The organism is Desulfosalsimonas sp., from assembly GCF_046483245.1.
In the GTDB taxonomy this organism is placed as follows: Bacteria; Desulfobacterota; Desulfobacteria; order Desulfobacterales; family Desulfosalsimonadaceae; genus Desulfosalsimonas.
On record NZ_JAWODO010000002.1, the window covers coordinates 1 to 12,550 of the forward strand.

At 55.2% G+C, this 12,550-nt stretch carries 11 protein-coding genes; 3 read left to right on the forward strand and 8 right to left on the reverse strand.

Features of this window, described 5'->3' with window-relative positions:
- Positions 1 to 402 (forward strand): hypothetical protein (locus tag R6U41_RS00050; protein WP_410267791.1); only part of this gene is annotated, 402 nt, incomplete at its 5' end.
- Here the strand turns inward: R6U41_RS00050 and R6U41_RS00055 are convergent.
- The 8 genes from R6U41_RS00055 to R6U41_RS00090 form a co-directional block, all read right to left on the reverse strand.
- The gene (locus tag R6U41_RS00055) at positions 399 to 989 is read right to left on the reverse strand and encodes a methyltransferase family protein (RefSeq protein ID WP_410267792.1); all 591 of its coding nucleotides are present in this window, start codon (positions 987 to 989) and stop codon (positions 399 to 401) included. The two genes, R6U41_RS00050 and R6U41_RS00055, sit on opposite strands and share 4 nt — an antisense overlap.
- Positions 990 to 1,033: 44 nt before the next feature.
- The gene (gene kdsB, locus R6U41_RS00060) at positions 1,034 to 1,780 is read right to left on the reverse strand and encodes a 3-deoxy-manno-octulosonate cytidylyltransferase (RefSeq protein WP_410267793.1); all 747 of its coding nucleotides are present in this window, start codon (positions 1,778 to 1,780) and stop codon (positions 1,034 to 1,036) included.
- The gene (locus R6U41_RS00065) at positions 1,777 to 3,072 is read right to left on the reverse strand and encodes a 3-deoxy-D-manno-octulosonic acid transferase (RefSeq protein WP_410267794.1); all 1,296 of its coding nucleotides are present in this window, start codon (positions 3,070 to 3,072) and stop codon (positions 1,777 to 1,779) included. The genes kdsB and R6U41_RS00065 overlap by 4 nt, the downstream gene beginning before the upstream one ends.
- A 133-nt stretch (positions 3,073 to 3,205) precedes the next feature.
- Positions 3,206 to 4,138, reverse strand: coding sequence for a methylenetetrahydrofolate reductase (locus R6U41_RS00070; protein ID WP_410267795.1), 933 nt, complete (start codon positions 4,136 to 4,138; stop codon positions 3,206 to 3,208).
- On the reverse strand, positions 4,135 to 4,806 hold the full coding sequence (locus R6U41_RS00075; RefSeq protein ID WP_410267796.1) for a methylenetetrahydrofolate reductase C-terminal domain-containing protein: 672 nt from the start codon (positions 4,804 to 4,806) through the stop codon (positions 4,135 to 4,137). The genes R6U41_RS00070 and R6U41_RS00075 overlap by 4 nt, the downstream gene beginning before the upstream one ends.
- Positions 4,807 to 4,858: 52 nt before the next feature.
- The gene (locus R6U41_RS00080) at positions 4,859 to 5,290 is read right to left on the reverse strand and encodes a hydrogenase iron-sulfur subunit (RefSeq protein WP_410267797.1); all 432 of its coding nucleotides are present in this window, start codon (positions 5,288 to 5,290) and stop codon (positions 4,859 to 4,861) included.
- A 2-nt stretch (positions 5,291 to 5,292) separates the two neighbouring features.
- Entirely contained in the window at positions 5,293 to 9,753 is a 4,461-nt protein-coding gene (locus R6U41_RS00085) for an FAD-dependent oxidoreductase (RefSeq protein WP_410267798.1), read from the reverse strand.
- 273 nt (positions 9,754 to 10,026) lie between these two features.
- The gene (locus R6U41_RS00090; protein ID WP_410267799.1) at positions 10,027 to 11,169 is read right to left on the reverse strand and encodes an FAD:protein FMN transferase; all 1,143 of its coding nucleotides are present in this window, start codon (positions 11,167 to 11,169) and stop codon (positions 10,027 to 10,029) included.
- A gap of 180 nt (positions 11,170 to 11,349) precedes the next feature.
- On the opposite strand from R6U41_RS00090, the gene mobB reads away from it, so the two are divergent.
- A complete protein-coding gene (gene mobB / locus R6U41_RS00095; RefSeq protein WP_410267800.1) occupies positions 11,350 to 11,847 on the forward strand; it encodes a molybdopterin-guanine dinucleotide biosynthesis protein B in 498 nt (165 codons plus the stop codon).
- Positions 11,844 to 12,550: hypothetical protein (locus R6U41_RS00100; protein WP_410267801.1), on the forward strand; the 707-nt coding region annotated here is incomplete at its 3' end. The genes mobB and R6U41_RS00100, both read left to right, overlap by 4 nt.

Genomic DNA, 12,550 nt, shown 5'->3' on the forward strand with positions numbered 1-12,550 from the left:
CTGGGATATCGGTACGTGAACGGTACAACCCTTCGCCGTGTGCGGACCGAGGAGATTCCGTCCAATTTTTTCCCGGACCTGGAACACCTGGTCCGCCGGATGCACCAGCGCAAAATGGTGCATCTCGACATCCGGAACCGGCGAAATATCATGCTCCGTTCAGACGGCAGGCCGGCGCTGCTTGATTTTCAGTCCAGCCTGGATGTGCGTCACATGCCGTCTGCACTGGGGCGGATGCTCAAGCGAATCGACCTGTCCGGGGTTTATAAAATCTGGTACAAGTTGAGGCCTGACTTGATGGATGCCTCTCGTCTGGCCAGATTGCAGGCCATTGAACGCAGGCGTTTTATCTGGGTGTTTAAGGGTTACCCCCTGGAGCACAGGAAAAAACGCCGGCGCTAAAGCGGCCGGATAAACGTGAAAAACAGGACAATGAGCCAGCAGATGCCCACGGCTGTGAGGTTGCGCACCCCGTGGTTGTCGGCAAAACTCCTGCGGTCGAAAACAAAAAGCCGGGATGCGTCAAACCGCCTGTTGAAGGTGGGCAGATAAGGCCGGACATCGCGTTTATACTCCTGATAATTCTGGCCGAAAAGCCCGGCCAGCAGCTGTTCTTCCCGGTTAACCCGGTTGACCATGTAAAAGTAATAGACAACCGTATAGGCAATCAGGATCAAAAGGCTGCCGGTTGTCATCAAAATGCCGAAAATAAGAAAGAACCGGCCGATATACATGGGATTGCGCACAAACATGTAAGGCCCGCCCGTGGTGAGCTGCTTTTTGGTTTTAATGGTGGCAAAACACCACAGCTGGAGCAGTTCGCCGGCAACAGAGACGATCAGGCCCGGCAGAAACCATTGTTTTTCCAGCAGGGGCAGCATCAGCACAAACAAGACCGCCATGAGGGGAAAACGCAGTTTTAAAAACGTTTTCCGGGCTTTGCGGTTGTTAAACAATTCATTGATCCGGTCAAATACGGAGGGGCTCATGAGAAAACCTTTCCAGGGACGGTGCATCCCGGTTTGTTAAATGTTTACAATTGTTTGAATTTGGCAATGACTTTCTCCAGATCCCCGGGGCTGTCCACACTGAGACTTTTGCCATGGGTGATTTCCACGTGGATGGGAATGCCGTTTTCCAGAAGTCTTAATTGTTCCAGTTTTTCAATCTGTTCCAGCCGGCCCGCCGGCAGGCCGACAAACTGATCCAGGGCGGATTTGCGGAATCCATACAGGCCGATATGGCAGAAATAGTCGGCGGTTTGTGCATTTCTGGGATGGGGGATGGGCGCGCGGGAAAAATACAATGCCCGCCCGTCGGGGGCAAACGCGGCCTTGACCCGGTCCGTGTTTTGCGCCAGTTCAGGAGCCAGGGGATGGACAAGGGTGGTGACCGCCATCTCCGGGTCTGCAAACGGACGGATCAGTGCAGACAGCATGTCCGGATCCAGCAGGGGTTCATCGCCCTGGATGTTGACCACAACTCCGTTTTCATTGATTCCAATCCGGTCTGCAGCCTCATGAACACGATCCGTGCCGCTTTCATGATCATCGCGGGTCATCACCACTGGCACATCCAGGGCTTTTGCAGCACTGAAAATTCTCTCATCATCTGTGGCAACCACCACCTGCTGGAGGTGGGGGCATTGCCGGGCCCGGGTATATACGTGCCAGAACATGGGCTTTCCCTGGATTTCCGCCAAAGGCTTTCCCGGAAACCGGGTGGAGGCGTATCGCGCTGGAATTACGCCGCAGCATTCCACGGGGATAAATAAATTCATAATTTTTTTAATTGGTTGTGGGTTTTGAGATAGGTGCCAATGGTTTGGCAGGCCCGGGATGTACCGCCCTGGCGGCTTTGGATATAGTCCCGGGCCTGGTGTTTGATTTTACAGCGATCAGGCCGGGTTTCAAGCTGGCGGAGCAGCCGGGCCGCGGCCTTCTGCCAGTTGTCCTCCTTAAAGACCAGGCCCTGACGGAAAATGGTTTCCCCCACCCAAAAGAAATTGTCCCAGTGCGGCCCGATAACCGGCTGCACACCGTGAACCAGGGGTTCCAGAAAATTCTGACCGCCCAGGGCTGCAAGGCTGCCGCCCACAAATACAGCATCTGCGGCGCTGTAGGCATCCGAAAGTTCACCAAAGGTGTCCCACAGCAGGATATGGCCGGGGTCGGCCGGTTCTTTTAAATCCGATCGCAGGGCCCATTTGGCGTTGATCCGGGAAAGGGCGGACTTCCAGAAGTCGATCCGGTGCATGTGGCGGGGAAACAGGCCGATGGTCATATCGGTGTTGGCGGTTCGGATCTGCTGAATCATTTTCAGGACCTGCGGTTCCTCGGGCTGGCGGATGGAGCCGAGCACAAGAAATTTGCCCTCCTGCGCCAGCAGGTTGGATAACGTACTGTTTTGTCCGGCGTGCCTGCCAACCTGCAGGCGGTCGAACTTGATATTGGGCATCCGGGAGACAACGCGGGTTCCGAACAATTTCGAAAACCGCGCGGCATCTGCACCGGATATGGCAAGCACCTGTTCCGGGGCCAGGGCGTTGAGCAGGCGGTGCAGGCGGATGTATCGGTTAAGGCTTTTTTCTGTCATGCGGCCGTTGATGATCACAGCCGGACAATCCGCTTTTTTCAGGGCATGCAAAAGCCCGGGCCAGATTTCGGTTTCCAGCAGCACCACGAGTTTCGGGCTGACCTGGCGTACCGCCTTTTCCATGATCGTTGGCCGGTCAAAGGGAAACCACCGGCACATCAGTGCAGGTTTGGTGTTTTCTCCCCGGCTTTCATCCGCGTGTTTTTCAAGGATCTCCATGCCCTGACGGGTATTGGTGGTGACCAGTATTTGCGGCCGCAGCCCGGATGTCAGAAGGCCGTCGGCAATGGCGCACGCCAGATATGCCTCACCGGCAGAAGCGGCCTGGATCCACAGGTTGGCCGGGGGCATAGGGGTTTTGAGCCGGCGCTGGGCATATCCGTCTTTGAGCCGGGCATTGAGCCGCAGGCTTGGTATGGCCAGATGCCAAGCCGTATCATAGGCGGCAATGGCGGTTTTCAGGCTTCGTGTGTTCAATTTTGATGATAATCCGGTTCCGATTAGAGGTTTGACTTGTGTCTATAGCACCTTTTGCGGGGTTTGATCAAAAAAAATCCGCCCCGGCGTCTGCCGGGGCGGATTGCTGCAGGACAAAAAAGAAAATCTGCAATCAGTCTGTTTCAGGGCGGGGCATCAGTCCTGCGCGCTCAACGATTTCAGGAACTTTTTCCTCCCATTCAATGGCCATGATATGAAAGCCGCTGACGCCTTTGAGCTCTTTTAGCCGCTGAATGGTTTCCACGCAGATGTTGATGCCTTCTTCGGCCTGGCTGCCCTTGGGGGTATCGGCCATGCGTTTGACCACGTCATCAGGCACATCCATTCCCGGTACCCGGTTTTTCATGTACTTGGCCATACCCGCGGATTTAAACGGGGTGACACCGGCCATGATATAGCATTTTTCGGTCAGTCCCCGGTCTTCTGCCTGGCGGATCCATTCCTCGAACTTTTCCAGGTTGTAAATGCACTGGCTCTGGATAAACTCGGCTCCTGCCTCGATTTTTTTGGCCAGCCGGGGAACCCGGATTTCAAATGGATCGGCAAAGGGGTTGGCCGCAGCGCCCACAAACATTTTCGGGGGGCGCTTGATCTCATCTCCGCCAAGGAACGTGCCCTCGTCGCGCATTTTCCGGACGGTCCACAGTAATTGCATGGAATCGAGATCATGGACGTTTTGGCCCTGGGGATTGTCGCCGAAACTCTGATGATCGCCGGACAAGCACAGCACATTGGCAATGTCAAAAGAGGCCGCTCCAAGGATATCGCTTTGCAGGGCAATGCGGTTGCGGTCCCGGGTGACCATCTGCAAAATCGGCTCCAGGCCCATGAGCTTTAAATGAATGCAGGTGGCAAGGCTGCTTGTGCGCACAACAGAGGTCTGGTTGTCTGTTACGTTGATGGCGTCCACGCAGTCCTTGAGCAGTTCGGCTTTGTGGCGGATGACCTCGGGGTCGCTGCCTCGGGGCGGACCGCACTCGGAGGTGACCCCCAGATGACCGGCAGCCATGACTTTTTCCAGTTTGCTTGGAGTTTTCGCGCTCATATCTGTACATCCTCCCTCTCCACTTTTCTGGGGCCGCCCGCCCGGTCAGTGGACCAGTCCTTGATATTAAAGAATTTTTCATAAAGATCCATGCGGTCGATGGCCTTGAGGCGATCGATGATCAGCTGCCAGGCACAGTCGAGTTCCTTGTTGATCTCGCACTTGCCGTTGGAAGAGCCGCCGCACGGGCCGTTAAACAGACGCTTGGCGCATCGGGACACCGGACAGATGCCGCCGGTATAAGCCAGGATGCACTGGCCGCAGGCCTGACACCGCTCGGTCCACAATCCCCGCTGTTCGGTCACACCCAGAAAACAGGTGTTGACGCCCGGATACACTGGAATGGAGTGGTACTTTTCGGCAGTGAACTGGATCCCCACGCCGCAGGCAATGGACACAATGGCATCGTACTGATCCGCAATATCCCGGATTTCTTCCAGGTATTCGTGGTCGCACTGGCGTTCCAGGGTGCGCTCGTCAACCTGCACATCTTCTGTTCCCTGGTTGGAAAAGTACATGCGCAGGGTGGCGGCCAGTACGCCCACTTCTTTTTTACCGCCTGCCTCGCAGACCGTGACGCATTCATTGCAGCCGAGAACCAGGATTTTTTTGGAATCCTTCACATATTCAATGATTTCCTCGACCGGTTTTTTATCTGCAACAATCATTTACAGACCTCTTTGGTAGAAGGTTTAAGAATTCAATATATCCTGATTATTGTCAGGCTGCTGTTTTTGTCTTTTTCTTCATTGGGCTGGGCCCTAGCTTCCGGATCAGTTCATCCATTTCTGCGGCATACTTGGCAAACAACGGGCCGTCGTTGGATGAGAGGTTATACATAAGAGCCCGCTGCGGATCAATGCCCACAGCTTTGAGGATTTGTTGTACCTGCTCCACCCGTTTTCTGGCGCGCAGGTTGCCGGTTTTATAGAGGCATTCCCCCTCCATACATCCGATTACGCAAACGCCGTCAGCGCCTTTTTCAAGCGCCCGGAGCAGGTGCTGTACATCCACCTTGCCGGCGCACGGCACCCGGATGATGCGGAAACTCGTTGGATACGTCAGTCGCATGGAACCTGCCAGGTCCGCTGCAGCATATCCTCATGTGTTGCAGCAGAAAGCAACGATTCTGGGATTAAATTCCTGAGTCATAATTATTCCCCTTCCAGTAAAGCGTCTACCTTGCTTATGATAAGATCATCTTCATACCAGCGCAGTTCAATGGCCTTGGCCGGACATTCCGCGGCACAGGCGCCGCAGCCTTGACAGGTGGCATCATCAATTTCACTGACGCCTTCTTCATTTATATGGGGTACACCATAGGGGCAGGTGCGCACACAGATCAGACAGGACGCGCATTTTTCCGGATCCACCTGTGCTGTCACCGCAGACAGTGTCAGGTAGGGCTGGGTCAGCATGGTGGTGGCCCTGGATGCAGCGGCCATGGCTTGGGCAATGGATTCGGAAAGCAGCTGAGGACTGTGGGCTGTTCCGCACAGAAAAACGCCTGCTTTGTCCATTTCCACGGGCCGGAGTTTGACATGGGCCTCTGTGAAAAAATGTTCTGGAGTCCGGTTGAGCTTCATGATATTGGCGAGTTCATCTGTGTCGGCCGCCTCCATCCCCGCGCTGAGTACCAGCAGATCGGCATCCGCGCTGACCTTCCGGCCCAGGATATGGTCGTTGAAGACCACGTTGACCAAGTCCCCGGAAACTTCAGCCACGGGCGGATCTTCCGGATCAAACCGGAAAAATTTTACTCCCAGCCGCCGGGCTTCGGTGTAGTAGTCCTCAAGCAGGCCGTATGTGCGGATGTCTCTGTAGAGGATAAAGACCTGGGTTTCCGGGTTGAGCTTCTTTATGTGAATGGCGTTTTTAACAGCGCTCTGGCAGCAGATCCGGGAACAGTTGGGGTGGTCCTCGTTTCTGGAGCCAATGCACTGGATCATCACCACAGTGTTGAGCTCGTCTGCAGCGCCTTTTTCCTCCAGCCGGGTGCCGAGCTCGAGCTGGGTGACCACCCGGGGATTTTCACCGTAGAGGTATTCCGTCGGCTGATACTCGGTGGCGCCGGTAGCCATGATGGTCACGCCGTGTTCGATCTTGCGGCTGACCATGTTTTCGCCCACAAGCAGCTCGGTGGTGAAGTTGCCCTTGAAGCCGGAAAAATCGACAATCACGGAATTGGTAATGATTTCAATTTGTTTGTGCGCGCTGACCTGGTCCACCAGGCCGGTGAGGTAATCGCCCACATCCATGCCTTCGATGGTTTTGGTCAGGCGGTTGGCCAGGCCGCCGAGTTCGGCTTCCTTTTCAACCAGCACCACTTCAAAGCCTTGGTCTGCAATGCCGAGCGCCGCGTTCATGCCGGCCACCCCGCCGCCAACCACAAGAGCCCGCTTGGTGACCGGGATCTGGCGTTCATGCAGGGGGTGCAGGGAGGCGGCCCGCCCCACGGCCATGCGCACCAGTTCCTTGGCTTTTTCCGTTGCCATTTCCGGGTTGTCGCCGTGAACCCAGGAGTCCTGGTTGCGGATATTGGCCATCTCAAAGAGATACTTGTTTAATCCAACCGATTCCAGGGTGTCCATGAAGATGGGTTCGTGGGTCTTGGGGGTGCACGAGGACACCACCACCCGGTTGATGTTGTGTTCCTGGATGATTTCCTTCATCTGGTCCTGGGCGTCCTGGCTGCAGGTAAACAGGTTTTCACCGGAATAAACCACATAAGGCAGTTTTTCCGCATATTCCCGCACATGGGGGACATCGATCACGCCGGCGATGTTGATGCCGCAGTCGCACACAAACACGCCGATTCTGGGAATTTCGCCTTCCACATCAATCTCATCGGGCCGGACCAATTCCTTTAACAGGGTGTTTCGGGATTCGGTCAGATTCCGGCCTGCGGCACAGGCCGCGGCACTGGCTTCTGTGACCGAGGTGGGAATGTCTTTTGGCCCCTGGAAGATGCCGCAGGCAAACACACCGTCTCTGGAGGTGTTGACCGGGGCAAACGGGCTGGTTTCGGCAAAGTTGTATTTGTTTAAGTCAATTTGGAGCCGTTTGGCTGTTTCCATGGTGGACTGCGGAACCTGGAGGCCCACGGAAAGCACCACCATGTCAAATTCCTCTTCCACGATGTTGCCGGCCTCGTCCACGTAGTGCAGCAGAAGATTGCCGGTTTCCGGCATTTCGGTGATCGTGTGAATCCGGGACTTGACAAACCTCACCCCTGCGTTGTCCTTTGCGCGCATGTAGTATTTTTCATAATCCTTGCCAAAGGTGCGGATGTCCATGTTGAAAATAGCGCAATCCAGATCGTGTTCCGCATGGTCCTTGGCGATCATGGATTCTTTGATGGCATACATGCAGCAGACAGATGAGCAGTAGCCGTTGCCGCACCGGTTGGTGTCCCGGGAGCCGATGCACTGGAGCCATGCGATTTTTTCCGGTTCCTTGTGGTCCAATGGCCGCACAAGATGGCCCATGGTGGGCCCGGATGCCGACAAAATCCGCTCGAACTCGGCGGCGGTAATTACATTGGGGCTGGATTTGTACTTGTAAGTGTCTTCCAGGTCCGAAGGATCAAACACGTCATTTCCCGGGCACAAAACAAGGGAGCCGACGTCGATGTCGCGCTCCTGTACTGTTTGCTCGTGGTCGATGGCGTCGGCCAGGCAGGCCTTGACGCACTGGTAGCATTCCGAGCAGATCCCGCATTTCAGGCACCTGTCAGCTTCGGCCTGGGCTTCCTGCTCATTGTAGCCAAACGAGACTTCCAGGAAATTGCACTCTCTGGCCTCCGGGTCCAGGCATCTCACGGGTACGCGGTCCTTATGGGGCTCGTTGATCACGTCCGGCTTGTCATATGTCCATTCTTTTTCCCGGCCCTCGTGCAGATCCTGGCCGTTGATATAGCGGTGGATGCTTTCAGCCGCCTCCTTGCCGCAGGCAACAGCGTCAACCACCGACTTGGGGCCGTAAAAGGCGTCGCCCCCGGAAAAGACCCATTCCATGGTGGTCTGAAGCGTGACCGGATCTCCCTCCAGGCCCCGGGCGTTCATGGGCACATTCTGGCCCTCGAGATTCGAGGTGTCGGTTGCCTGGCCAATGGACAAAATGAGTGTATCGCCGAAAAAGGCCTCGCAGGCGCTTTCGTCAAACTCCGGGTTAAACCGGCCGTCCTGGTCAAATACATTGGTGCAGGTTTTAAACTCAATGCCGGAAAACCGGTTCTCGTTGTTGATAAAAAAGCTCTTGGGGCCGTAGGAATTGACGATTTTGATATCGCTTTCCAGGGCTTCCTCGATTTCATGTTCCCATGCCGGCATTTCCTCGCGTTTTTCCAGGCAGACCATGGTGACGTTTTCCGCGCCTTTTCGCTTGGCGGTCAAAGCCACGTCAATGGCCACGTTGCCGCCGCCGATCACCAGCACGTCCTTGCCGATGGGCACGTCATTTCCCAGGGCGGTTTCCCTTAAGAAATCCACGCCCTGGAGCACACCCTCGGCATCCTCGTTTTCAATGCCCAGGCTGCGTCCCTTGTGCAGTCCGATGGCCATGAACACGGCTGAATACCCGTCTGCTTTCAGGCTGTCAAAGGTGATGTCATGGCCGAAAGTGACCCCGGTTTTGATTTCAACGCCCTGGTCGCGGACAATATCGATTTCCCGCTGCAGAATATCTCTGGGAAGGCGGTATTCGGGAATGCCCACGGCCATCATGCCGCCGGCCACAGGCAATTTTTCATAAATGGTGACCCCGTAGCCTTTTCTGGCCAGAAAAGAGGCGGCCGCAAGGCCTGCCGGACCGGAGCCGATCACGGCCACTTTTTCGCTGCGTTTTTCTTCAGTGGCTTCGGGCAGGATTTTTTCGTCTTCCTGCTTTTCCCAGTCCGCCAGAAATCGGTGCAGTTCCCGGATGGCCAGGGGCTCGTCATAATCGTTTCGGGTGCAAACGCTTTCGCAGGGATGGTGGCAGACACGGCCGCAGACACCCGGAAACGGGTGTGCGTCCCGGAACAGCTCTACAGCTTCCCGGTATTTGCCCTGGTTGATCAGCGCAATGTATCCCTGGATGCTGACGTGTGCCGGGCAGGTGGCCTTGCAGGGAGCCGTTCCCCGCTTGCTGATGGCATAGGCGCCGGGGATGGCCTGGGCGTATTTCTTGTAGGCCGCCTTTCGGGTGGCAATGCCAAAGTCCTGTTCACTGGGAACTTCAATGGGGCAGACATTGGCGCATTCTCCGCAGCTGGTGCATTTGTCGATGTCAATATAGCGCGGTTCCTCCCGGATGTGAGCTTTGAAGTGCCCGGGATCCCCGTTTAGTTCCAGCAGTTCAGTGTTGGTGAGCAATTCGATGTTTAAGTGCCGGCCGACCTCGACCAGTTTGGGCGAGATGACTCACATGGCACAGTCATTGGTGGGGAACGTCTTGTCCAGCTGGGACATGAGGCCGCCAATGGCGGATGTTTTTTCCACCAAGTAAACATAGTATCCGGAATTGGCAAGATCAAGAGCGCTTTGCATCCCGGAAATGCCGGCGCCCACAACCATAACGGAGCCGACCGGCGCCTGGCCGGAGCCGGCCACAGGGGCTTGTTCATTTTGTTCCATTCATGTTCTCCCTTATATTCTTAAATTCGGCCTGATACTGGTGAATATGACGGGACAGGGCCCAGCATGGCGCTGGAGGCCATGGTAACCATAAAACGGTTTTTGTATTAAAGGGCCGGCAGGGTTGTAGTTTGGCGTGCCACTATCAGTGCTGCCGGCAACCGCCGTATTGGAAATTTTTCAAAAATTTGATTCAGTTGATACTATAAATGCAATACAGTGTCAATGGGAATAAACACCTCTCTGTTGTTGGATATCCGGGTCTGCGGGAAATCATTGCCGGCTTTTGCTTTTGGTATCCATGTTATCTGGCAGATTCGGAGTGAATTGCTCCTGAATTTGTTCTTTTGAGTCTATGCTCAATACAAGGGCTTCAATGCTTAATTTTTCGGCCAGTTGCATACCTTTTTCGGTTCCGAGCACTGTGATGGCCGTTGCCGCCCCATCCAGCAGGGCGCTTGATCTGCCGCCGAAATCAGCCGTGGTGACCCCGGCGATTTTTTCCGAAACCGGCCGGCCGGTTTTCGGGCTGAAAATGTGGTAAAAAGTGTGGTCCTGAATGACAAGGGGCTGACGGTAATTACCGCTGGTCGACACCCGAATGTCGGCCGAGGACGAGATGGTTTTCCAGATTTTTTCCATGTCCCGGGGATGCTGGATGCCAATGCGCCAGGGACGCCGGGGCCGGGATCCGAAAGCCGCCACTTCCCCGCCGAGCTGAACCATGCCCATATGAATGCCGCTCTTCCGGAGTACGCCCCGGCTCTGGTCCAGGGCAAAGCCCTTGGCAATGCCGCCGAAATCAAATTTCATGCCGCCGGCCGAGCACATCACAGCCGGCGGATTGTCCATGATCGTGACCTTGTCAAAGCCCGTACAGGCCAGTATGCGTTGAATATCCCTGCTGGAAGGGATTTTTTGGGTTTTGACCGCGTTTTGCCACAATTTTTTCAAAAGGGCGGTGGAGGGGTCAAAAGCCCCGCTGCTGGCATCCCATAGGCGCTTTGAAATGCGGAAAACCGCATGCATCTCATTTGAAACCGCCACCGGCGCTGTTTTGTCCGCGGTATTGAGGCGGCTGACCTCGGATTGCGGATCAGATGGATTGAAAATGCGGCCAATGCGTTCAAATTCATTCCATACTGCCCGGGCGACAGCCTCTGCGTCGCGCCGGCTGCCGTCCGGCAGGTAAAACAATACCCGTGCCGGAATATCATAATAAATCAGCCGGCGGCTTTCCCACCAATCCGGCTCAGGCCGGGTGAGCGAAACATCGGCCTTTTGCCCGGGATCATTTTCCGGGTCGTTTTGGGCATTCGGCTGCGTCAGGGGCAGAAAAAACAGGGCTGCAAGTATGGCAAGTCCCGGGATTGCGGCGATTATGCCTAAAAGCAATGAATTTCGGGATGTTTTCACAAACTGCTCCAGTGGTTGAAATTTTCAATTGTTCATCAATTTAAGCTTCCTGCGGCACCCAGTCAAGTTTTGTTGCCCGGTGCGCCGGGTTATAAAGACTGGCATTTTAAGCCAAATCATGGCATAGAGGAAAAAATCGGCTCCGGCAGCAAGCGGGAAAACAGCGAATGGGTTTGCGTGATGACAGCTATTGTGGCGATTGTGGGGGGCAGCAACTCCGGCAAGACAACCTTGATTGAAAAAATGATTCCGGTGTTTAAATGCAAGGGATACCGGGTGGGAACCATCAAGCATGTGATGCATGAAATGGTCTTTGATCAGAGCGGCAAGGACAGCTGTCGGCATGCCAGTGCCGGAGCCGACACGGTTATGGTTGACGGGGACGAACAGATCGTTTTGTTGAAAACCCGGATACGGCCGCGTGCCGCCGACCGGCTGAAAAATTATGTCGCGGCCTATTTTTCAGACATGGACATTGTCCTGGCAGAAGGTTACAAAAAACAGGATCTGCCAAAAATTGAGGTGTACCGGGAAAACAGCCGCACCGGGCCGGTGTGCCTGGAGGACCCGAAACTGGCCGCCCTTGTAACAGATGTAAAAATGGATGCCGGGGTCCCGTGTTTCGGCCCTGATGACATTGAATCCATAGTTCATTTGATTATTCAGACAATTTCATGAAACAGGTTCTTAAAATCGTTGTTTTGATTGCCGCAATGGTTTTCACCCAGGTTTGCCCGGGGTGGACTGAAGATTACGAACTGGTGGAAACCACCGGCAGCGGCACCATTAACTGGACCCGGCGAATTGTTGAGGCAAAGGGGGTGGGCGGATCTTTTCCGGAAGCCACCAATACTGCCGACGGATGGGCGTCTGCATCCCGAAGCGCCAAACGCGATGCCTATTCACACCTGCTCAAAACCGTTGAAGATCTGCGTTTGAGCCGGTACGGCCGGGTGGGGGCGCTGGTTGCAGACGATGACCGGATGCTTGCAAAAATTGAACAGCTGCTGAAATCCTCGGAGGTCGGCAATACGGTTTACCGGTCGGACGGTACAGTGGAACTGGTCCGCCGGATGTCCTTTTCCGGTGCCTTTTCACAGTTGATACTGCCGGAATCAATTGTTCAGCTGGAGATGAAGAATCTGGGGCGCACAGCCCTGGACCCGGATCACAGGCCGTTTACCGGGCTGGTGGTGGATGCCCGGGGCGTGGATGTCAAGCCTGCCATGTGTTTTGCCATTGTGGATGAGGCGGGACGGGAGGTTTACGGGTCTGCTTACGTGAGTCGGGAATTTGTTGTTCAGCACGGCATGTGCGGTTATATCACCGATGCCTCGGCCGTGGACCGGATCGGACGGGTGGGGAGAAACCCCCTGACGGT